The organism is Jatrophihabitans sp. (genome assembly GCA_036399055.1).
In the GTDB taxonomy this organism is placed as follows: Bacteria; Actinomycetota; Actinomycetes; order Mycobacteriales; family Jatrophihabitantaceae; genus Jatrophihabitans_A.
Genome location: DASWNX010000004.1, coordinates 1 through 20,768 on the forward strand (window position 1 = coordinate 1; position 20,768 = coordinate 20,768).

Here is a 20,768-nt window from a genome sequence, read left to right on the forward strand (position 1 = left end):
ACCGGGTCGTGGAAGGCGTGGATGAACGGCTACGGCGCCACCCACACCGACACCGTGTCCCAGTCGGTGACCATCCCGGCCGGCTGCTCGGCGACCCTGTCGTTCTACCTGCACATCGACACCGCCGAGACCACCACCACCACTGCCTATGACAAGCTCACCGTCAAGGCAGGCGCCACCACCCTGGCCACGTACTCCAACCTCAACAAGAACACCGGATACTTGCTGCGCTCCTTCAACGTCTCCTCGCTGGCGGGCCAGACCATCACGGTCAGCTTCTCCGGCGTCGAGGGCTCCACGCTGAAGACCTCCTTCGTCATCGATGACACCTCACTCACCCTGAGCTAGGCGGCGAGTCAGGAGCGCGGGAGTCAGGGCGCGACTCAGGGGCGCGCCGCGCGGACCGACTCGTAATCGGCCAGCGCGACGGCGCGTTCGGCTGAATGGTCGACGATCCGCTGCGGGTAGCCCGGCGGCAGGCCGTCCGGGCTGCGCCATGGCTCGTGGATGAGGCCGGCCGGCAGCCCGGCCAGTTCCGGCACGTAGCGGCGGACGTAGTCGCCGTCCGGATCGAACTTCTGCCCCTGCAGGCTGGGATTGAAGATCCGGAAGAACGGCGCTGGGTCGGTTCCGGTGCCGGCCACCCACTGCCAGCCGTGGACGTTGCTGGCCAGGTCGGCGTCCACCAGGTGCGCCATGAAGTGCCTGGCCCCGGCCTGCCACTCCAGGTGCAGGTCCTTGACCAGGAACGAGGCCACGATCATCCGAACCCGGTTGTGCATCCAGCCCTCGGCCAGCAGTTGGCGCATGCCGGCGTCGACTATCGGATAACCGGTCCGGCCCGCGGACCAGGCGTCCAGCCGCTGCCGGGCCAGCTCGCCGGTGGGGTGCGGCATGCCTTCGAGCTCGGTGCGGTAGTGCCTGCGCGCCGAGTCCGGCCGGTGGTGCAGCACGTCGGCGTAGAACTCCCGCCAGGCCAGCTCCTTGCGGTACACCTCGTGGCGCTGGCTCAGATCGGCCAGCAGCGTCCGGGGGTGCGTGGCGCCCCATTTGAGGTGCACCGACATCCGCGACGTGCCGGATCGGTCGGGCCGGTTGCGGTCCTCGCGGTACCGCTCCAGCTGGCCGTCGCGAAAGGCGCGCCACGCCTGGGCGGCCGCCGCCTCGCCGACCTCGGGCAACCGCAGCTGCGGCCGCAGCGGCGGATCGGCGGGGATGTCATCGCGGCGTAGGTCCTCGACCGGCAGCCAGCTGGTTCCGGCGGGTGGCGCCGGTTCGGGCCAGCCGCGCGCGAGCCAGGCGCGGTAGAAGGCCGAGTACACCTGAAAGTTCGCCCCCGATGCGTTGACGATCTGGCCGGGCGGCACCGCGTAGGCCGAGCCGGTCCGCACCAGCGGCGCCGGCAGCGCCTGCGCCACCGCCTCGTCGCGCGCCGCCCCGTACGGCCCGAAGTCGGCGGCGCAGTGCACCGAGTCGGCCGCCACTTCGCGGCACAGCTCGCCGAGCACGGTCGCCGGCTTGCCCTGGCGGACCATGAGGCGGCCGCCGAGCTGGGAGTCCAACGCCCGCAGCGTCCGGTACAGGACAGCCAGTCGGGCGGCGCCGGACGGGGCGAGCAGGGCCGGGTCCAGCACGAACACGCCCAGCACCGAACCCCCGCCAGCCTCGGTCGCCGCCACCAGCGCCGGGTTGTCCAGGAGTCGCAGATCGCGTCGGAACCACATCACAGCAGGCATGAATTCGACGGTATGCGATTTCAGCCGGGATGTGTTTCCAGCCGTGATGTGGTGAAGTACCTCCCATGGAGCTGACGAAATTCGGCCACGCCTGCGTTCGGATCACCGACGGCGACCGGCGGTTGGTCATCGATCCGGGCGCCTTCAGCGAGGTCGCCGAGGCGCTCACCGACGTCGAGGCCGTGCTGATCACCCACGAGCACGTAGACCACATCGACGTCGACAAGCTGGCGGCGGCGGCCACCCAGAACCCGGCGCTGAAGGTCTGGGCGCCGCAGTCGGTGGCCGACCAGCTGGCCGGTGACCAGGCGCTGAGCGAGCGCGTCACCGCCGTCGGGCCGGGGCAGTCCTTCGTGGCCGGTGGCCTGCAGGTGCGCACCTTCGGCGGCCAGCACGCGTTGATCCACTCCTCGATCCCGGTGATCTCCAACGTTGGCTATCTGGTGGGTGACGCGGTCTATCACCCCGGCGACTCCTACGTGGTGCCCAACGCCGGGGTCGAGGCGCTGCTGGTGCCGATCAACGCGCCGTGGTCGAAGGTGGGCGAGGCGGTGGACTTCACGATCTCGGCGCGCGCCCCGAGGGCCTTTCAGATCCATGACGGGCTGCTCAACAGCTCCGGGCTGACGCTCTATGAGAGCCAGCTCAGCCGGGTCGGTCAGCTGTACGGGGTGACCCGCTTCTCCCACCTCGACGCTGGCGAGAGCGTGCGCCTGTGAGCGGGCGTCTGAGCGAGCAGAGCGAGCAAGCAGCGCAAGAACTGACCCTGTGGGCGAGCAAAGGAGCGCAGCCGAATGACTAGCCCGGTGAGCGAGCAAGGAGCCAGCGCAAGTACTGACCCTGTGAGCGCGCTGGCCGCTGCCCGGGCGTTGCTGGCCGACCATCCGATCATCGACGGGCACAACGACCTGCCCTTCGAGCTGCGGGAACTGGTCAATTACGACCTGGGCGCCTATGACATCGGCCAGCGGCAGAGCCGCACTCACACCGACCTGGTCCGGCTGGCCGAGGGCGGCGTCGGCGCGCAGTTCTGGTCGGTGTTCGTGCCGGCCGCCTGGTCCGGCGAGCGAGCGGTCACCGCCACCTTCGAGCAGATCGACGTGGTGCGCCAGATGGCGGCCCGCTACCCCGACCGGATGGTCCTGGCCAACACCGAGGCCGACGTCCGGCAGGCCTGGAGCCAGGGCAAGCTGGCCAGCCTGATGGGGGCCGAGGGCGGGCACTCGATCGACTGCTCGCTGGCGGTGCTGCGGGCGATGTGCAGCCTGGGCGTGAAGTACCTGACGCTGACCCACAACGACAACGTGCCGTGGGCCGACTCGGCCACCGACGAGCCGGTGCTGGGCGGCCTGAGCGACTTCGGCCGCGAGGTCGTCGCCGAGATGAACCGGCTGGGCATGCTGGTGGACCTGTCGCACGTCTCGCCCGACACGATGCGCGACGCGCTGGCGGTGACCAGCTCGCCGGTGATCTTCAGCCACTCCTCCGCCCGGGCGGTCTGCGATCACGTGCGCAACGTCCCCGATGACGTGCTGGTCACGCTGGCCGGCAACGGCGGCGTCTGCATGGTGACCTTCGTGCCCTACTTCACCAACGACGACTGCCGCGACTTCGCGGCCGAGGTGAGCGCGCAGATGGCCGAGCGGGGTGAGAACGTGCGGGACTGGAAGGCGCGGATGGCGGCCACCGCCCGCTATGTCGCGGGCGGCAAGGCCCGGCCCGTCGCCACCGTCGCCCAGGTCGCCGACCACGTCGAGCACGTGCGCGAGGTCGCGGGGGTGGCCCATGTCGGCCTGGGCGGGGACTACGACGGCTGCGACCAGATGCCGGTCGGGCTGGAGGACGTCAGCGGCTACCCGGCGCTGATCGCCGAGCTGCAGGAACGTCGCTGGTCCGAGGCCGAATTGGCGGCGCTGACCGGTGAGAACCTGCTGCGGGTGCTGGCCGACGCCGACCGCTAGCGCCGGCAGCGCGCCGGTCCAGCCAGCGCGTGGCAGGGTCAGGGCTGCTTGGCCGCGTTTCGCTTCGCCGTGGTCCGGCCCCAGGTGTTGACGATCACCGCGCCGCTGATCGCCAGCAGGCCGCCTAGCAGCGACAGCAAGGTCGGCACCTCGCCCAGCCACAGCCAGGAGATCAGCACGGTGACGGGCCCGGCGAAGTAGAGCAGGCTGCCAGCCTTCGACGCCGGGATCCGGGACAGGACGTAGGACCACGAGGCGTAAGCCAGCGCGCCGGGAAAGACGGCGAGGAAGATGACCACCCAGATTCCGGAGGCGGGCGCGTCGGCGACCTCGGACCCGACGTCGAGGGCGAACGGCACCATCAGCACCGTGCCGATCCAGACGGCGACCGTGATCACCTGGATCGCGCTGTACCTGGCCAGCAGCGGCTTCTGGGTGATGAAGAAGAGGCTGAACACCACCGCGGCGAGCAGGATGAGCAGCGCCCCTGGCTCCAGCGCCACCTCCTTGCCCTCCCCGAAGAAGATCATCAACGCGCCGGCGAAGCCGATCCCCATGCCGATGAAGGCGATCGGGGTGACCCGCTCGTTCAACAGCAGCACCGCGAAGATGGCGGTGAACAGCGGCGCGGTCTGGATCAGGAAGGCGGCCGACCCGGCCTGGATGGACTGGGAGCCGAAGTTCAGCGCGAGGTTGTAGACCGTGATGCCGAGCAAGCCGACCAGCGCCAATCGGGGCCAGTCCCGCAGGCGCGGCAGCGGCGACCGGGTTGCCGCCAGCATTCCGGCCAGCACCACCGAGGCGATCGCGTAGCGGAACAGGGCGAGCGAGCCGGGCGAGAAGTACCGGACCGCGTCGCGGATGCCGACGAACGCCGACGCCCAGCACAGCAGGGTGAACGTGACCGCCCCGATGGTCATCAAGGGCATCGATTTGGTGGCCGAGCGGGTCGAGCCCTCAGTAGGCGGATGCGCCGGTGGCGCGGACTGGTCACTGGCGCTTCCGGTCACCCCTGGCATGTTCACGTGCTCCTCTCGGCGCTGTCACCGACCTGGTCGCTCGGCGGTTGACCGGGCCGTACCCCGTCGTACAGCGATTTGGCCAGATAGGGCGCCGGCGGTGGCTGGTACCCGGGAGCCGGACAATACTCGGACTCCTGCACGAAGCGCATCTTGTGCACGTACCGCTCGCACAGGTCATAGACCACCTCGCTGGTCACCGTGACCAGCACCAGCGCGCCGGGGTCGGCGTCGGGGTCAGGCTCGGCGACCTGGGCCCTGCCGTTGACCCGCAGCCGGTACTGGTCCTCGAAGTCGATGAAGAACAGCCCCACCCGCCCAGTCGCCCGGATGTTGCCCAGAGTCGAGAACAGCCCGTTGCCGTCGTAGAACGGCAGCACCAGCGTTCGGTCGTCGAGCACCCGGACGAAGCCGGGGCGACCGCCCTTGTACGTGCACTCCGGCTGGCCGGCCGCGTCCACCGTGGCGATGAAGAGCATCCGGCAGCCGGCGATGAACTCCGCCTGCTCCGGCGAGAGCCCTGGCCGGATGAAGTGCTGCGCCAGCCGGTCGGCCAGGCGCCGGGTGTCGAACTGGTCCTGCAACTGGCGTGACTCGGGACTGAAGAGGTCCTCTCCTCGCAGCGGCGCGTCAGCTGCCGAGGCCCCCTCAGCCGAGACCGAAGAGGACATCTTGAACCCTGCGGTAGAACTCGCTGGCCACCGCGCCGCGGATGGCGACGCCGAGGGCGAGCTCGTGCACGGTCTCCGGGGCGCGCTCCAGCAGCGACATGAACACGTGGTCGAACCACTCACGCCCGTGGTCCTCATCGACGTGCACGTGCACTTCCTGGTAGCGGACCACGTCCTGGGGCACTCCCAGCCGTCGGCAGGCGGCGACGTTGGCGCCGAACCGCGCCGGCGCGGTCTGCTCCAGCAGGCCGATGCCGGCCAGGCTGCGAAGCGCGTACCGCCGGCGCAGGCCGTACATCAGCAGGTTGACCGCGTTGTTGTAGACCTCCGGCTGCTCGAGCAGACCGAGGTCCACCCCGCGCGGCTCCACCACTTCGCGGCGGAACCAGCTGGTGGAATGGTCGAACATGACGGTGTGCACGCCGGCCGGGTCGCCGTTGCCCATCTCGTCCCAGAAGTTCTCCGCGATGGTCATCTTGGTGACGCCCGTGGTGCCGACCTGGGACAGCGCGATGATGTCGTCGAAGCGGCCGTCGACCTTCTCCTCCGCCAGCATGAACATGCCGACGTCGAGCAGGCTCGCCTGGTCGCGCAGGTAGGCGCAGAGGTCGTGGTACTCGTGCTGGGCGGCGAAGTCGAAGTACCAGTCCCGGAAGTCCGCCGCGGCGGTCGGCAGAGCGGGACCGGCCAGCACCCGGGCCTCTTCGTAGGCGTTCCAGGCCCCCTCGATCTCGGCCACCCGCTCCGGCGTGGTCCACTCGCCGAGTTCGGCGCTGCGCTCGGGCGGAACGAAGAAATCCATGTAGTGCCGGTGCAATTCGCGCAGGCAGGCCAGCTTGGCCTCGCGGTCGGGGACGGCTGTCAGATCTGTCGGAAAGGCCCGGGCTACATCGCTGCTGAGCAAAGCGGTCACTGCGCGCTCCTTTCAGACTTGGCAGCACGCCGAGCCTTCGCGGATCGTACAATCGGGCCTGTGACGCAGTCAACAATGTCGATTTCGCTTTAGTTTAAGGGCGTTTAGCAGTGTTGACGAGTGTCGGCGGCTGAGCCGCTTCTGCGCCTGACGCACCCGGACTCCTACGTGGGCAGCGGCGGGGAGGGATTCCAGGGTCGCCGTCGAGGGCGAACGGTGATCAAATAGCGCGAGGCGTTCCGGCGCGTCGAGGCGGCGAGTCAGCCGTCCGGCCGGGACTATCCGTGGTGCGGACGCGCACTTTGCATGGGATTGTGAATTTGCTGTGTCGACCACCGGGGCCCGGGGACCCCCACGACAAGATGGCGGTACCGCGATGTATGCGATGCAGACGTCCGGTCCGGAGGCCACGGGCCCCAGGACTGGCGGCGCGCAACTGCGCGAGCTGCTGCTGGCTGGGTTGGTCGATCGGCTGCCGGCCGCGATCTACGCCGCCGAGTCAGGCGTGGAGGGGCGATGGCTGTATGCCAGCCCGCAAATTCAGGAGATCCTCGGATTCAGCGCTGAGGAACTGATCGCCGACCCCAGTCTGTGGGCCCGGCAACTGCATCCCGAGGACCGTGACCGGGTGCTGGGCTCAGAGGTGATGCGGGTCGGGAACTGTCGTTGCCAGGCGGAGTACCGGATGATCCGCCGCGACGGCCAGGTGATCTGGGTGCTCGACGACGCGTTGCTGGAGGAGGTCGGCGAGCGCGCGCTCCAGCACGGAATGCTCTATGACATCACGGCCCGCAAGCGCACCGAGTTGCTGCTGGCCGAGCACGCCGACATCGTCGAGCGGGTAGCCCGCGGCGACGAGCTGGAGGCGACCCTGATCGAGCTGGCCGCCGCGACCGAGGCAGTCAGCGGCACCGCGCGCTGCGTCATCAAGGTCGAGGCCGGAGCAGGCCTGGGATACGCGATCCTCAGCTGCTCCAGGGGGATTCTCGACTCGACCGACCTCGAACGGTTTGGACCAGCCAGCCACCAGGCGGACTTCGCCGCGCCCAACGGCGACCCGCTGGGACGGGTGAGCCTGCACTACCCCGACCTCGCGGTGGCCCAGGACCAGGACGTGGACCTGGCCGGCTGGGCTGCCAGCCTGGCCTCGGTCGCGGTGCTGCGCGCTGCCGAGCATGCCCGGGTGACGCTGTCCATGTCGCTGCTGGAGGCGACGCTGGACGCCACCGCCGACGGGATCCTGGTGATCGACGCTGACGGCCGGATCCTGGGCCACAACCAGAAGTTCCTCGACATGTGGCGGATCGAGCCGGCCGTGCTGGCCGCCGGGCACGACGAGCAGCTGCGCGCCTCGGTGCTGGACCAGCTGGTCGACCCCGAGGCCTTCACCAGGCAGGCCGACCGGCTGGCGGCGACCCCGGCCGAGTGCAGCCACGACGAGGTGGAGTTTCTGGACGGCCGGTTCTTCGAGCGTTACTCCCAACCGCAGCGGGTCGACGGGATGACCGTGGGACGGGTCTGGAGCTTTCGCGACATGACCCTGCACCGCCAGTTGGAGCAGGAGCTGCGAGCCCAGGCGTTCACCGACCCGCTGACGCCGCTGGCCAACCGGACCTATTTCATCCAGCAGGTCACGGCGGCGCTGGGCTCCAGCCGGCGCCGGGAGGACAGCATGGCCGTCCTGCTGCTGGACCTCGACGACTTCAAGACGGTCAACGACAGCCTCGGCCACGTCGCCGGCGACGCTTTGCTGATCGCGGTCGCCGAGCGGCTGCAGACCTGTGTGGACGGCGGTGACGTCGCCGCGCGCCTGGGCGGTGACGAGTTCGTGGTGCTGCTGCGCCAGCTCAGCGGCGCCGAGGACGCTGTCTACGCGGCCGAGCGAGTGCTGGCGGCGCTGTCGACGCCCCTGGTGGTCGAGGGCCAGACGCTGACCATCCGGGCCAGTATCGGCATCGCGCTGCCCCTGGGGACAGAGGACGCCGGCGACCTGCTGCGCAACGCCGACCTGGCGATGTACATGGCCAAACGCGACGGCGGCGGGCGCTGCCACTGCTACGCCCCGGAGATGCACGTCGAGGCGATGGCCCGGCTGGCCCTCAAGGCCGACCTCGAGCACGCCATCGAGGCCGACGAGCTGATCGTGCACTACCAGCCGGTGCTGGACCTGCGCAGCTTCCAGATCGTGTCGATGGAGGCGCTGGTTCGCTGGCAGCACCCCGAGCGCGGCGTGATCTCGCCCGAGGAGTTCGTCGCGCTGGCCGAGGAGTCCCGGCTGATCGACCGGCTCGGCTCCGTGGTGCTGCGGCAGGCCTGCAACCAGCTGGCCCAGTGGCGGCGCAGCATCCCGGCCCAGTGCGAGCTGACCGTCAGCGTCAACGTCTCGCCCCGGCAGCTGTCGGACCCGGGCCTGATCGAGGAGATCGAGCGGGCGCTGTGGGTGGCCGGACTGCCCGCTTCGGCCCTGGTGCTGGAGATCACCGAGAGCAGCCTGGCGACCCCCACGGTGGACGTGGTGACGGTGCTGACCCAGCTCAAGGACCTCGGCGTCGCGCTGGCCCTGGACGACTTCGGGGTGGGTTACTCCTCGCTCGGGCAGCTGGTCAACTTTCCGCTGGACATCGTCAAGGTCGACAAGTCCTTCGTGGACCGGCTCAACGGCGAGCACAGCGGGGCCGCGCTGCTGCGCGCGGTGCTCCAGGTCGCCGAGGCGCTGTCACTGGAGACCACCATCGAGGGCATCGAGGACGAGCACCAGCTGCAGCAGGTCCGGGCGCTGGGCTGCGGGCGGGGGCAGGGATTCCTGCTGTCCCGGCCGCTGGACGTCGACGCCGCCTCAGACCTGCTGGCGGGGCGGACCTCACCGGCCCGCGCCGTCACCGGGCGGCATTCGATAATGCAGGGATGAGCTCCCTCTCCATCCGCGAGGTCGGTTACGACCACCCCGACGCCAGGCAGTTGATCGCCGAGGTGCAGGCCGAGTACGTCCAGCGCTACGGCGGCCCGGACGCCTCACCCGTGGACCCGCTGGAATTCAGGCCCCCGCGGGGCCTGTTCGCGGTCGGTTACCTCGGCGGCGAACCGGTCGCGATGGGTGGCTGGCGCAGGCACGACGACGAGCATCCGCAGACGTCCTGGGCGGCGCCGATGGCCGAGGTCAAGCGCATGTACGTGGCGGCCTCGGTGCGCGGTCGCGGCTATGCCCGGACGATGCTGGCCCACCTGGAGGACACCGCTCGCCAGGCCGGCGCACGCTGGCTGCTGCTGGAGACCGGCCAGCGCCAACCCGAGGCGGTCCAGCTCTACCTGTCCTGCGGTTACCAGCCCGTGCCGGCCTTCGGCCACTACGCCGACACCGAGCTGTCCATCCACCTGGGCAAGGACCTCACAGCGGCAGGCGAGCCTGCGGCGAGAACTCAGCCCGCAGCGGCAGGTCTGCCACGTTCGGGCCAGCCTGGACGGTGAAGCCGCCGGGCTCCAGCGCCCAGCCGTCGGCCTGCCAGTGCTCGAAGGCACGCCGCGGCAGCGCGATCGTGACCGTGGCGCTCTGGCCGGCGGGCACCGTGACGCCGGCGAAGCCGGCCAGCCAGCGCACTGGGCGCTCATGAGCGGACTCCGGCCGGGACAGGTACACCTGTGCCACCTCGCGGCCCTCGCGCGGGCCGGTGTTGCTCAACCGGATGCTCACCTCGGCCCCGCCGTCTCCGCCGGCGGCGGCCGGGACCGCCACCGTCAACGACTCGTAGTCGAAGCTGGTGTAGCCCAGGCCGAACCCGAACGGGTAGGCGGGCTCGACGCCGGCGCGCAGCCAGGCCCGGTAGCCGATGTGGATTCCCTCGTCATAACGCAGCACCCCGTCGACCGGCCGCACGTCGATCACCGGCACGTCGGCCTCCTCGGCCGGCCAGCTGGTCGGCAGCCGGCCGCCCGGCTCCACCGCGCCGGTCAGCACGTCGGCCAGCGCCCGGCCGTACTCCTGGCCGCCGAACCAGGTCAGCAACACCGCCCGCACCTGCGAGCGCCACGGCATGGTGACCGGCGAGCCGGAGTTGACCACGACCACGGTCTGCGGATTGGCCGCCGCCACCGCCCGCACCAGGTCGTCCTGCCGGCCGGGCAGCGCCAGCGAGCCGCGGTCGAAGCCCTCGGACTCCACCTGGGAGTTGGTGCCCACCACCACCACCGCGACCTCGGCCTCGCGGGCCGCCTCGGCGGCTTCGGCGATCAGCGCGTCGGCGGAGCCGGTCGCCGGCCGGGACCCGAGCGTGATGCCCAGGGCGCCGGGCTGCCGCGGGGTGCCGGCCAGCGAGTGCAGCACCCTGAGCCGGTAGCCGCGGCCGGCCTGCAGGTCGACCTCGGCGGTGCTGGCCGGCGGCGAGAGCACCGCGCTGGCCGGGTCCTGGCCAGTGACGTCGTTGTCGGCTTGCAGCACGTCGACGCCGTCGATCGACAGCACGGTCGGGCCGATCACCGCGAAGCCCAGCTCGACCGGCCCGGTCACGGCAGGCCGGTAGTCGGTGACGAGCTCCAGGGTGGCCAGGTCCCCGACCGGCGCGTTGCCCAACCAGACCAGCGCGCTGGAGAACCTGAGCTCGTCGAGCACGAGGTCACCGGCTGAGTCGCGGATGCGCACCCGCAGCCCCGCCGAGCCGGTCTCGGGGTCGGTCAGGCAGTTCAACGGCAGCTCGGCGATGCCCTCTTCGACGATCGCGCCCAGGCAGTGGCTGACGGTCGTGGCCGGCAGCGCCTGGCGCAGCCCGGTCAGCGGCGAGATGGTCTCACTCGGCAGCACCGTCGCGCTGCCACCGCCCTGGGTGCGGGGCAGCCCGGCGCTCTGGCCGCTGACCGCGATGCTGGCCGGCGCCCGCAACGGCAGCAGGCCGTCGGTGTTGCGCACCAGCACGATGCCCCGGGCCTCGACCTCACGGGCGAAGCCGGCGTCGATGACCGGCCGGGGCGGCGGCGGGGGCTCAGCGCCCAGCGCGCCGACCCGGACGGCCAGCAGCAGCAGCCGGCGCACCTTCTCCTCGATCTCGGCGGCCGGCACCTCACCGGCGCGGACGGCGGCCACCAGCGCCTGGCCCCAGGGCCCGTCCGGGCCCGGCATCGCCAGGTCCTGCCGGGCCCTGGCGGCGGCGATCGACCGGACGGCGGTCCAGTCCGAGACGACCACCCCGTCAAAACCCCACTCCTGGCACAACGGGCTGCGCAGCAGGTCGTTCTCCGACATGGTGACCCCGCGGACGGCGTTGTAGGACGACATCACCGTCCAGGCGCCGCCGTCGTGGACCGTTCGCTCGAAGGGCGCCAGGTACACCTCGCGCAGCGCCTGGTCGCTGACCTCCACCGACGCGGTGAACCGCTCGGTCTCGAAGTCGTTGGCGATGTAATGCTTGGGGCAGGCGGCCACGCCGGCCGACTGCACGCCCCGGACGAAGGCGGCGCCGATCTCGCCGGTGAGCAGCGGATCCTCGGAGTACGCCTCGAAGTGCCGGCCGCCCAGCGGGCTGCGGTGCAGGTTGATGGTGGGGCCGAGCACGACGTCGACGCCCTTGCGGACCGCCTCGGCAGCGGCGGCGGCGCCGTACCGGTAGGCCAACTCCGGATCCCAGGACGCGCTGAGGGCGGTCGCCGAGGGCAGGTTGAGCGAGGGGTCCCGCTCGTCCCAGATCTGACCGCGCACGCCGGACGGGCCGTCGGAGAGCACCATCGACCGCAACCCGACGGCCGGTTCGGCGTGGGTGCTCCACATGTCCGCGCCGGTCAGCAGCCGTACCTGCTGCTCCAGCGTCAGGCTGCGCGCGATCGCCGTCAGCTGCTCGCGCAGCGCCGCCGGATCGGTCTGGGTGGTGCTGCTCGGGCTCTGCGCCCCGCTCGATGCCTGGCCTGTGGTCACAGCTGCGCCGCCTTCCCGGTGGTCTTTCGATGCTAGTTCGGCAGCCCGAGCTCGGCTCCGTGCCGCTGGGGCGCTCGGCCCCATACCCTCGAGACAGGCCTGCACGACGAGGACGGGAACTCGCGGGCAGCCGGCCCAGAGGCGATGGGCAGAGGTGGGGGCGGCTACGCCAGAGAGGCAGGTCGGCGATGACTGCGGCAGTGGATCCGGATCGGAGGGAGTGGGACGTCATCGTGGTGGGCGGCGGCGCCGCCGGTGAGAACGCCGCGCAGTACGCGACGCAGTTCTCCGGCTTGCGGGCGGTGATCGTCGAAGCCGGCCTGCTCGGCGGTGAGTGCTCCTACTGGGCGTGCATGCCGAGCAAGGCGCTGCTGCGACCGGTGGAGGTGCTCGCGACCGGGCGCGACCTGCCCGGTGTCAGGAGCCTGGTCGGTAACCGGCCGCTCGACGTGCAGGCGGTGCTGGCCCGCCGGGACGAGGTGGTCAACCACCTCGATGACAGCTCCCAGGTCGACTGGGCGCTCGGCGCCGGCATCGACGTGGTGCGTGGCCGCGGCCGGCTGTCCGGGGTTCGCGAGGTGACCGTGCGGACCCCCGACGGCGCCGAGCGGGTTCTGACCGCCCGGCACGCGGTGGTGCTGAGCACCGGCAGCGACCCGGCGATCCCGCCGGCGCCGGGATTGGCCCAAGCCCGGCCGTGGACCTCGCGCGACGTGACCGGCCTGCACGAGACACCTCGCCGGATGGTCGTGGTGGGCGGTGGGGTGGTGGCCTGCGAGTCGGTGACCTGGCTGCACGCGCTGGGCGTCGAGGAGATCACCGTGGTCGAGGGCGGGCCCCGGCTGCTGGCCAAGAACGAGCCGTTCGCCGGCGACATCATCGAGAGCGGGTTCCGGGCAGCGGGCATCACGGTCCGGACGCAGACCAAGGTCACCTCGGCGCGGCGCGCCGAGGTCAACGACGCCCCGGTGGGGCGCCGGCACGGCGGCGAGGTGACTCTCACCCTGGACAACGGCGAGCAGATCACCGCTGACGAGGTCCTGGTGGCCGCCGGCCGCCGCCCCAACAGCGAGGACATCGGGCTGGAGACGGTGGGCCTGAAGGCCGGGGGACACCTGCCGGTCGATGACCACCTCACCGTCGAGGGCGTGGACGGCGACTGGCTGTACGCCATCGGCGACCTGTGCGGCCGGGCGCTGCTGACCCATATGGGCAAGTACCAGGCCCGGATCGCCGGTGAGGTGATCGCCGCCCGGGCCGCCGGCCGGCCGCTGGACCCCGACCCGTTCGGCAGGCACACCGATGTGGCCGATCACGACCAGGCGCCGCAGGTGACCTTCACCGATCCCGAGATCGGCTCGGTGGGCCTGACCGAGCAGCAGGCCCGCGACCAGGGCCTGGACGTCGAGGCAGTCGAGTACGACCTGGCGGCGGTGGCCGGCAGCTACCTGCTGCGCCAGAACTACCTCGGACGGGCCAAGCTGGTCCTGGACCGGCAGCGCGACGTCGTGGTGGGCGCGACCTTCGTCGGCGCCGGTGTCGCCGAGCTGACCCATTCGGCGACCATGGCCGTGGTGGCCCGGATCCCGGTGCCGGTGCTGCGGCACGTGGTGCCGTCCTACCCCACGGTCAGCGAGGTCTGGCTCAGGTTGATCGAGGAGCTGGGCAAGCGCCGCCAAGGCTGAGCGCCGCCAGGGCCGGGCGCCGCCAAGGCTGAGCGCCGCCAGGGCTGAGCGTCGGGTCAGCGCACCGGCAACGTCAGCACCTGGCCGCTGGAGCCGGTGCTGACGGTGACCGGGGCCGCCAGCTGGCCACCCCGGTGGTTGGCGTCACCGCCGGCCAGGTACAGCGCGATCCGGTGCCCGGCGGCGAACCGGTGCGCGATGCCCGGCAGCGTGATGTGGGTGCTCCTGGTCACGTCCGAGATCCGGATCGGGGCCACCAGCCCGTTGATCAGCTGGGCGACGCCGTCGGTGCCGACGTCGTAGAGCTTGGCGAACAGCACCAGCTGGCCGCCGGGGCCACCGGCCTGGGTCAGCGCGGCGGTCGGCGCCGACACCTGGACATCCAGGGTGGGCGTGCCGACCACGGTGAGCGGCGCGGTGAGCGGCGCGCCGGTCCAGGACGCGAAGGTCCCGGGCAGGTTCACATCCGGCAAGTCCTGCGGCACGTCCACCTGGGAGCCGACGACGTCGAGGCCGCCCAGCGTGCTGGGGACTCCGGCCGGCGGGGTGGTGAAGGACTGCGAGCCCGGGCGCACCCCGCTGCTGACCAGCTCGTCGCCGGAGAGGTAGAGCCGGTGCGGCTTGCCGACCGGATAGCTCGGCGCGGTCGCAGTGGCGCCCGACCAGTCCTGGTAGTAGGCGAACCCGGGGCCGGTGCTGACGTCGGCGCCCTTGAGGTAGTGGTCGAACCAGGCCTGGACGCGGCTGGCCTCGTACGCGGCGCCGGCCGCGGACGGGACGCCGCCGGAATGGCCGTTGTAGCGCCACAGCAACGCCACCGGGGTGTGCTGGCGGCGCAGCGCCTGGTAGGTGGCGATCGACTCGTTGAGGTTGAACAGGGTGTCCACCTCGCCCTGGACCAGCAGCACCGGAATGGTGATCCTGGGCAGGTAGCTGGCCACCGAGGCATGCCGCAGCTTGGCGACGTCCTCGGTCCGCAGGTAGCCGGTCGTGCCGCCGGCGACCAGCGCCGGGCAGACGAAGTCGGCGAAGTTGGGGCAGCCGATCAGGCGCTGCGGGTCCTGCTGGGCGTACTGCACGCCGTTGAAGACGCCGAGTGCTGAGAAGGCGCCGGCCCAGGTCAGCTTGGTGGCGCCGGGCGTGCCGGCGGGGTCTGCGCTGGTGGACGCGGCGTTGTTGGGCCCGAGGGAGTAGGACAGGTCGTTCCAGGTGATCTGCGGGTTGAGCGCGTCGACCCGGGCGTCGATCGAGGCGACGGCGAACTGGATCTGACCGCCGTAGGAACCGCCCCACATGCCCACCCGGGGGTCGTGTCGCTGGGCGAGGCCGCGGTGATCGACAGCGTCGTGCAGCACGTAATCCAATGCCGGCAGTGGATCGGTGTGCTCGGCGTCGGTGAAGGCGATTCCCGGCGCGCCGCCGAGAAAGCTCACCAGCTGGCTGGCGGCGAGGCCGTCGTAGTCCGGGTCATCGAGGGTGATCTTGCAACCGGAGCCGCCGAAACCCAGGCCCGAGTAGGACAGCACCACGTAGCCCTTGCTCGCGTACAGCTGCGCGAAGGGAGTCTGGTCGGCGGCCGAGCCCCCGAATCCGTTGGTGGTGAGGATGGCCGGCGCCGGCTGCTGCGCCGAGACGCCGGCCGGGGTGTAGAGGTCACCGACGATGTCGCATCGCTGCTGGCTGCCGGCCGGTCCGACCGTCACCGCGAAGTGCAGCGACTGGGTTCGGTAATCGGTCTCGGCCGCGGCGGCCGTGGACGGGCCGAGCGCGATGGTCGAGCTGACTGCCAGGACCGCGGCGGCGGTGGCAGCGGAGAACGTGAGGCGACGCACGTGTACCTCCAGCAGGTGGGTGACCTGCTGGAGGTAACGAGCAGACGGCCTCGGGGTGACGCGGGTGGACCCGGCTCAGCGGGTGCCGCGGGCCCCGGTGGTGTCGGCGGCACGCCGGCTGAGCAGCACGCCGAGGGCGATCATGCCCAGGCCGAGCAGCAGGTGCAGCCAGTTGTCGGCGTTGTTCACCGGCACGAAGTTGGCGTCGGACTCCTTGTCGATGACAAGGCCGTACAGCCACAGCACCAGGTAGATCACGCCGCCGCCGACCAGGAACAGGTAGGCGGTGCGGGCCTGGCGAGCCATCGCGATGCCGGCGACCCCGAACAACAGGTGGACGATGTTGTGCAACACCGACACCTGGAAGATGCCGAGCAACTTGGCCAACGAGTCGTGGCTGGCGAACTTCATCTCGTCGTAGTCGGTGGTGATGCCGGGGATGAACCCCAGCAGGCCCACCAGGAGAAAAACGGCGCCGACGGCGAGGGCGGCCTTCTGAATGTCAGTACGGTCCACTGCGGTACCGCGAGAGCTGGTCACTTCAGCCTCCAGGAGGTTGAGGCACTGGTGGCGGCGAAGTCCGGGCGGCAGCATTCTCGGTGGACTTCGTCCGCCGGCTACTTGCCGAGCCGATATCTGACCCTATTCCTGCAGTTGAGGGATTGCAATCAGCCGCCCGGGCGATGGGCTGCGGTCCTGGTCTGCCTGCTGCTCTGGCCGTGGCTACAGCTACGTTCAGATGATGGTCTTCATAGGAGGTTGGCGATCGGGTCGGCGCGGTTACCCGCCTTACGGCAGGTTCGGGCCGCCGCGCGGCTACGGACCCGGTTACCGGCGCGGCTATGGCGGCGGCAACTCGTGCATGCGCGACATCTGCCTGTTGCAGACCGGCTGTTGCCTGGCTGAGTCGCTGGGCTGCGGACCGCAGCTGACGCTGGTGGGCCCGTCGATGGCGCGCCGGGCCGCCCGGCAGCTCCGCGCCGACGGCTCGATCACGAGCCGGTCGGACTGGCTGCTCGCCTTCGCGCTGGCGACGATCAGGTTGTACCAGCAGGAGATCAGCCCGCGGCGCGGCCCGTGCTGCCGCTTCAGCCCGACCTGCTCGCACTACGCCGCCCAAGCCCTGCAGTCGCACGGATTGCGCCGCGGGCTGTGGTTGACGGCGCGCCGGCTGGTGCGCTGCCGGCCCGGAACGGCGGGCGGCAGCGACCCGGTGCCACCGGCGCGTGGGCTGAGCGGCTGAGCCGACGGCGGCCCGGCTCGCACCGGCGCGTGGGTTGAGCGGCTGAGCCGACGGCGGCCCGGCTCGCACCGCCGAGTTGATCTCCGCGAATTGCGCCGGTAACCGGGCGCACCCTACAATCATGGGCAGTGGAGTGCCTTTGGCCTGCGCGCGGCTCAATCAAGAGCCCTTCGATGCTCAGCTGGGCGTCTACTGCGATTCCGCCCTTTGTAGCTGGCACAACTGCGGGCTATCACGATGATGAGCGAACCTAGGCGTCAGAGCCCTCTCCCGAGTGGGGCGAGATTCCAGCCTGTGCTGATCGCTCATTGTGAGTCACCCCGCAGACGGCCACCTCCAGCGCGAAGCGGCGCCCGCTGTTTGATATCAGTAGCCACATCTCTGGCGGAGTCATCTCCGTCGCACGTCGCGCTGAGACCACAGCGCTCGCTCTGTCGAACTCCAGGAGTTTCATCATGACCGAGGGATACACCCCGCCTTACACCTCCACACCGCTTGCCACCGAAGGTGACGTGGTCCCCGTCGCCGGCGCCACCCCGCCGGTGATCGGTTACTCGACGCCTCCGACGGGCGGCGCCAGCGAGTCCGGTTCCGAGGGCGGAACCGCCGACCTGGCCAAGGGCCAGGCCGCCGAGGTGGCCCAGGGCGCGAAGGAAGCCGGTCAGCACGTGGCCGGCGTGGCGAAGGAGCAGGCCGCCAACGTGGGCGCCGAAGCCGGTCGCCAGGCCAAGGACCTCCTTGCCCAGGCAGGCTCCGAGGCGCGTCAGCAGGCCTCTACTCAGCAGCAGCGGCTGGCCCAGGGCCTTCGCTCCCTCGCTGACGAGCTGCACACGATGACCCAGCCCGGTGTGCAGTCCTCCGGACCGGTCACCGACCTGGCAAAGCAGGGCATCCAGCGCAGCCGCGACTTCGCGTCCTGGCTCGAGCAGCGCGAGCCTGACGAGCTGCTCGACGAGGTCAAGACCTTCGCTCGGCGGCGTCCGGGCATGTTCCTGATGCTGGCGGCCGGCGCGGGCCTGCTGGCCGGGCGGATGACCCGCGGCCTGAAGGCCGTGGCCGCCGACGAGGCCCAGGCCCAGCAGTCGGGCAGCTACAGCGAGTACGGAGCCCCCACCCAGTACGGCACCGGGGTGCAGTACGGCACGGGCATCCAGCAGGGCGTCGGCGCGCAGTACGGCGCCGAGGCCGGCGGCCCGGTGGTGCTCGGCACGGTTGAGGAGATCGAGGTGGTCCGGCCCTACGCCTCCAGCGAGGACGGCCCGACCGGCTTCCCGACCACCGGTGGGACAACCGGCGGCGTTCGGTGAGCACCTCCTACGAAGGCAGCACCTCCTACCAGGCAGGCGGTCAGCCGGCCGGCGAGCGGCCCTCTGTCGGTGAGCTGCTGGCTGACATCAGCGCTGACCTGAGCACCCTCATGCGGCAAGAGGTCGCACTGGCCAAGGCCGAGCTCACCCAGTCGGCCAAGCAGGCCAGCAAGGGCGCCGGCATGCTGGCCGGCGCCGGCGTGGCGGGTCACATGGTCCTGCTGTTCATCTCCATCGCCCTGTGGTGGGGCATCGGCAACGAGACCGGCCACGGCTGGTCTGCGCTGATCGTGGCCGTCATCTGGGCGATCATCGGCGCGGTCCTCTACTCGTCGGGCCGCAAAGAGATGAAGAAAGTCCCCGGTGTCCCGCGTACCACGGACACCGTCAAGAAGATTCCCAGCGCTGTCGCAGGAAACGAGGAGACCCGATGACGATGAGCAACGACCCAGATCAGATCCGCGCCGAGATCGAGCAGACCCGCGCGAACTTGTCCAACGATGTCAACACCTTGACCGACACGGTCACCCCCAGCCACGTGGCAAAGCGGCAGGTCGACAAGGCTCGTGGCGCCGTCGTCGGCGTTAAGGAGAGGGTCATGGGCTCAGCGGCGGACCTGGGGTCCAGCGCCTCGGACAAGGCTTCCAGCGTGGCCGGCAAGGCATCCGACATGGGTGACGCCGTGGCTGGCAAGGCATCTGACATGGGCGGGGCCGTGACCGGCGCTCCCTCCACCGTGAAGAGCCGGGCAGCCGGAAACCCGTTGGCGGCAGGCCTGATCGCCGTCGGCGTCGGCTGGCTGGTCGGCTCGCTGATGCCGGTCAGCGAGCGCGAGAAGCAGGCTGCGACCCAGGTCAAGGACACCGTGAAGGAGACCGCCGCACCGGTGGTGACCGACGCGGTCAAGGAGGTTGCCGACAACCTCAAGCAGCCCGCCCAGGAGGCAGTCGAGTCGGTCAAGGAGACCGCCGCCGACGCCGCCATGACGGTCAAGGAAGAGGGCAAGTCCTCGGCTCAGGATGTGCAGGGCCAGGCCGCCGACGCCAAGGACACCATTCAGGAAAGCCGTAGCTGACCAACCCTGTCGACGGGCGCCGGTGTGATACACAACGGCGCCCGTTGAAAACCCCCCGTCGCGCCGCGACCTGACAAGAGAGAAGCTCTATGTCCAGCGATGCAATCGTGTTGTTGAAGGCTGACCACAAAGAACTCAAGGGTGTCTTCAAGCAGTTCCAGCAGGCAGGGGAGGACGCCACCCAGAAAAAGGGCGACCTCGTCAAGAAGATGATCGAGCTGCTGACCGTGCACACCTATCTGGAGAACGAGCTGATCTACCCAGAAGTGCGCCGGGCGCTGCCCGACCTCGAGGACGACGTCCTGGAGTCCTACGAGGAGCATCACGTCGCCGATGTGCTGTGCATGGAACTGAGCACGATGAACGCTGACCACGAGCGTTTCGAGGCCAAGACGACGGTGCTGATCGAGAATGTGCTGCACCACATCGAAGAAGAAGAGCAGGAATGGTTCCCTGAGGTGCGGCAGGGGATGACTCGCAAGCAGCTGTCCGAACTCGGCGAGCGGATGCTGGAGATGCGCAAAACCGCTCCGCGCAGCCCCGCTCAGCCGAAGGCGATGAAGAAGAGCCTGGACGCGATCGTCAAGTAGCAGTGCTCGCCCAGCCGCCCTCGTCGGCGGCTGGGCCCGTCCAGGCCAGTACGGCTTCGCGCAATGCGGCGTCGGCCTGGACGGGGTAAGGAAAGCAGGCGTTGTGCGCACCGGGCAGGATGGCGCACCGCCCGGCCGTCAAGGCGGCCAGGTGGTGCGCCCATGCCGGCGGCGCGAAGCCGTCCCGTTCGCCGGTCACGACCAGCACCGGCGCCCCCAGCTGCGCGACCCGGTCCTCAGGACGGTCGCGCAGCGCGTCCAGCAAGAACCTGAGCAGGTTGACCCCGCCGCTGTGCAGGTAGGACGGCAGCACGGCCGGTACCTCGGCCAGCCGTTCCGAAGCCAGGGTGGGCGCCGCCCGGCGAAGCAGCCCGGCGACGGTGCGGGCCGCCGGATCGAATGTCGGCCCGGCCAGCACCACCCCGGCCAGCCGGTCGCCCACCAGTGACGCCGTGCGCACCACGGCCTGAGCGCCGGTGGAATGGCCCAGCAGCACGACGTCGCGCCGGTCGTGCTCGATCAGCCACCTGGCCGTGGCCGCGCCGATGCCGGCCACCGTCGCGGGGCAGGCCCTGGCGCGTCCCCAGCGCCAGCCGGGCAGGTCGAGCACGGTGGCGCGAGTCCAGGTGGCGATCTGGCGGACCCAGGGCGTCAGGTAGCCCGGCGCGCCCAGCCCGGGCACCAGCACCACTTCAGGCAGGTCCGTCACGGTCCCGGCGACCAGCACCCGCACCGGACGGCCGTTGAGGCTGCTGACCTCGGTTGGCAATGCGCGCATTCGCCCCTCCTCAGGCAGCGACTCCACCGGGCGTCTCGTACAGAGGCCACCGGGCGTCTCGT

The 20,768-nt window shown here is 70.5% G+C and carries 19 protein-coding genes; 11 read left to right on the plus strand and 8 right to left on the minus strand.

Annotated features, from left to right (window positions below; translation table 11 throughout):
* The coding region (locus VGB75_00960) for a hypothetical protein (GenBank protein ID HEY0165586.1) at positions 1-348 on the plus strand (348 nt) is incomplete at its 5' end.
* Between the two features lie 35 nt (positions 349-383).
* On the opposite strand, the gene VGB75_00965 is transcribed toward VGB75_00960, so the two are convergent.
* Positions 384-1,736, minus strand: coding sequence for a deoxyribodipyrimidine photo-lyase (locus VGB75_00965; protein ID HEY0165587.1), 1,353 nt, complete (start codon positions 1,734-1,736; stop codon positions 384-386).
* Between the two features lie 65 nt (positions 1,737-1,801).
* On the opposite strand from VGB75_00965, the gene VGB75_00970 reads away from it, so the two are divergent.
* On the plus strand, positions 1,802-2,455 hold the full coding sequence (locus tag VGB75_00970) for an MBL fold metallo-hydrolase (GenBank protein HEY0165588.1): 654 nt from the start codon (positions 1,802-1,804) through the stop codon (positions 2,453-2,455).
* A gap of 75 nt (positions 2,456-2,530) precedes the next feature.
* Positions 2,531-3,697, plus strand: a complete 1,167-nt coding sequence (locus tag VGB75_00975; GenBank protein HEY0165589.1) for a dipeptidase — start codon at positions 2,531-2,533, stop codon at positions 3,695-3,697.
* 38 nt (positions 3,698-3,735) lie between these two features.
* Here the strand turns inward: VGB75_00975 and VGB75_00980 are convergent, their stop codons facing one another.
* Genes VGB75_00980 through VGB75_00990 form a run of 3 tightly spaced genes read right to left on the minus strand, consistent with a single transcriptional unit; the run spans position 3,736 to position 6,300 of the window.
* Positions 3,736-4,716 (minus strand): EamA family transporter, encoded by a 981-nt coding sequence (locus tag VGB75_00980; protein HEY0165590.1) that lies wholly within the window; start codon positions 4,714-4,716, stop codon positions 3,736-3,738.
* Between the two features lie 2 nt (positions 4,717-4,718).
* Entirely contained in the window at positions 4,719-5,387 is a 669-nt protein-coding gene (locus tag VGB75_00985; GenBank protein ID HEY0165591.1) for a pyridoxamine 5'-phosphate oxidase family protein, read from the minus strand.
* Positions 5,365-6,300: an iron-containing redox enzyme family protein gene (locus VGB75_00990; protein ID HEY0165592.1), complete on the minus strand. Its 936-nt coding sequence runs from the start codon at positions 6,298-6,300 to the stop codon at positions 5,365-5,367. Before VGB75_00990 ends, VGB75_00985 begins: the two co-directional genes overlap by 23 nt.
* A 376-nt stretch (positions 6,301-6,676) precedes the next feature.
* Here VGB75_00990 and VGB75_00995 point away from each other — a divergent pair, with 376 nt between their 5' ends.
* Together VGB75_00995 and VGB75_01000 are read left to right on the plus strand one after the other, a co-directional pair.
* Positions 6,677-9,208, plus strand: a complete 2,532-nt coding sequence (locus VGB75_00995) for an EAL domain-containing protein (protein HEY0165593.1) — start codon at positions 6,677-6,679, stop codon at positions 9,206-9,208.
* Positions 9,205-9,765, plus strand: a complete 561-nt coding sequence (locus VGB75_01000) for a GNAT family N-acetyltransferase (GenBank protein ID HEY0165594.1) — start codon at positions 9,205-9,207, stop codon at positions 9,763-9,765. Before VGB75_00995 ends, VGB75_01000 begins: the two co-directional genes overlap by 4 nt.
* Here the strand turns inward: VGB75_01000 and VGB75_01005 are convergent.
* Positions 9,686-12,196 (minus strand): glycoside hydrolase family 3 C-terminal domain-containing protein, encoded by a 2,511-nt coding sequence (locus VGB75_01005; GenBank protein HEY0165595.1) that lies wholly within the window; start codon positions 12,194-12,196, stop codon positions 9,686-9,688. The genes VGB75_01000 and VGB75_01005 overlap by 80 nt on opposite strands.
* 188 nt (positions 12,197-12,384) lie before the next feature.
* Between VGB75_01005 and VGB75_01010 the strand changes: the two genes are divergently transcribed.
* Positions 12,385-13,881: an NAD(P)/FAD-dependent oxidoreductase gene (locus VGB75_01010; GenBank protein HEY0165596.1), complete on the plus strand. Its 1,497-nt coding sequence runs from the start codon at positions 12,385-12,387 to the stop codon at positions 13,879-13,881.
* A gap of 56 nt (positions 13,882-13,937) precedes the next feature.
* Here VGB75_01010 and VGB75_01015 read toward each other — a convergent pair whose 3' ends face one another.
* Entirely contained in the window at positions 13,938-15,713 is a 1,776-nt protein-coding gene (locus VGB75_01015; GenBank protein HEY0165597.1) for a CocE/NonD family hydrolase, read from the minus strand.
* A 75-nt stretch (positions 15,714-15,788) separates the two neighbouring features.
* On the minus strand, positions 15,789-16,229 hold the full coding sequence (locus VGB75_01020; protein HEY0165598.1) for a DUF4383 domain-containing protein: 441 nt from the start codon (positions 16,227-16,229) through the stop codon (positions 15,789-15,791).
* Between the two features lie 223 nt (positions 16,230-16,452).
* Between VGB75_01020 and yidD the strand changes: the two genes are divergently transcribed.
* The 5 genes from yidD to VGB75_01045 all read left to right on the plus strand — a co-directional run bounded on the left by yidD (position 16,453) and on the right by VGB75_01045 (position 19,928).
* The gene (gene yidD / locus VGB75_01025; protein ID HEY0165599.1) at positions 16,453-16,956 is read left to right on the plus strand and encodes a membrane protein insertion efficiency factor YidD; all 504 of its coding nucleotides are present in this window, start codon (positions 16,453-16,455) and stop codon (positions 16,954-16,956) included.
* Positions 16,957-17,411: 455 nt separating this feature from the next.
* Positions 17,412-18,263 (plus strand): hypothetical protein, encoded by an 852-nt coding sequence (locus VGB75_01030; protein HEY0165600.1) that lies wholly within the window; start codon positions 17,412-17,414, stop codon positions 18,261-18,263.
* Positions 18,260-18,697: a phage holin family protein gene (locus VGB75_01035; protein HEY0165601.1), complete on the plus strand. Its 438-nt coding sequence runs from the start codon at positions 18,260-18,262 to the stop codon at positions 18,695-18,697. The genes VGB75_01030 and VGB75_01035 overlap by 4 nt, the downstream gene beginning before the upstream one ends.
* On the plus strand, positions 18,694-19,338 hold the full coding sequence (locus tag VGB75_01040) for a DUF3618 domain-containing protein (GenBank protein ID HEY0165602.1): 645 nt from the start codon (positions 18,694-18,696) through the stop codon (positions 19,336-19,338). Before VGB75_01035 ends, VGB75_01040 begins: the two co-directional genes overlap by 4 nt.
* Positions 19,339-19,427: 89 nt before the next feature.
* Positions 19,428-19,928 (plus strand): hemerythrin domain-containing protein, encoded by a 501-nt coding sequence (locus VGB75_01045; protein ID HEY0165603.1) that lies wholly within the window; start codon positions 19,428-19,430, stop codon positions 19,926-19,928.
* Here the strand turns inward: VGB75_01045 and VGB75_01050 are convergent.
* Positions 19,921-20,706 carry an alpha/beta fold hydrolase gene (locus VGB75_01050; GenBank protein HEY0165604.1) on the minus strand — a complete coding sequence of 262 codons (786 nt, stop codon included), beginning with the start codon at positions 20,704-20,706 and terminating at the stop codon, positions 19,921-19,923. The two genes, VGB75_01045 and VGB75_01050, sit on opposite strands and share 8 nt — an antisense overlap.
* Positions 20,707-20,768: the final 62 nt, after the last annotated feature.

What these genes read in the sequence shown, in the direction of transcription:
- VGB75_00965 (HEY0165587.1), bottom strand. Translation starts at nt 1,736, where the DNA reads ATGCCTGCTGTGATGTGGTTCCGACGCGATCTGCGACTCCTGGACAAC.
- VGB75_00975 (HEY0165589.1), top strand. Translation starts at nt 2,531, where the DNA reads ATGACTAGCCCGGTGAGCGAGCAAGGAGCCAGCGCAAGTACTGACCCT.
- VGB75_01045 (HEY0165603.1), top strand. Translation starts at nt 19,428, where the DNA reads ATGTCCAGCGATGCAATCGTGTTGTTGAAGGCTGACCACAAAGAACTC.
- VGB75_01050 (HEY0165604.1), bottom strand. Translation starts at nt 20,706, where the DNA reads ATGCGCGCATTGCCAACCGAGGTCAGCAGCCTCAACGGCCGTCCGGTG.
- VGB75_00970 (HEY0165588.1), top strand. Translation starts at nt 1,802, where the DNA reads ATGGAGCTGACGAAATTCGGCCACGCCTGCGTTCGGATCACCGACGGC.
- yidD (HEY0165599.1), top strand. Translation starts at nt 16,453, where the DNA reads ATGATGGTCTTCATAGGAGGTTGGCGATCGGGTCGGCGCGGTTACCCG.
- VGB75_00980 (HEY0165590.1), bottom strand. Translation starts at nt 4,716, where the DNA reads ATGCCAGGGGTGACCGGAAGCGCCAGTGACCAGTCCGCGCCACCGGCG.
- VGB75_01030 (HEY0165600.1), top strand. Translation starts at nt 17,412, where the DNA reads ATGACCGAGGGATACACCCCGCCTTACACCTCCACACCGCTTGCCACC.
- VGB75_00985 (HEY0165591.1), bottom strand. Translation starts at nt 5,387, where the DNA reads ATGTCCTCTTCGGTCTCGGCTGAGGGGGCCTCGGCAGCTGACGCGCCG.
- VGB75_01000 (HEY0165594.1), top strand. Translation starts at nt 9,205, where the DNA reads ATGAGCTCCCTCTCCATCCGCGAGGTCGGTTACGACCACCCCGACGCC.
- VGB75_00995 (HEY0165593.1), top strand. Translation starts at nt 6,677, where the DNA reads ATGTATGCGATGCAGACGTCCGGTCCGGAGGCCACGGGCCCCAGGACT.
- VGB75_01010 (HEY0165596.1), top strand. Translation starts at nt 12,385, where the DNA reads ATGACTGCGGCAGTGGATCCGGATCGGAGGGAGTGGGACGTCATCGTG.
- VGB75_01040 (HEY0165602.1), top strand. Translation starts at nt 18,694, where the DNA reads ATGACGATGAGCAACGACCCAGATCAGATCCGCGCCGAGATCGAGCAG.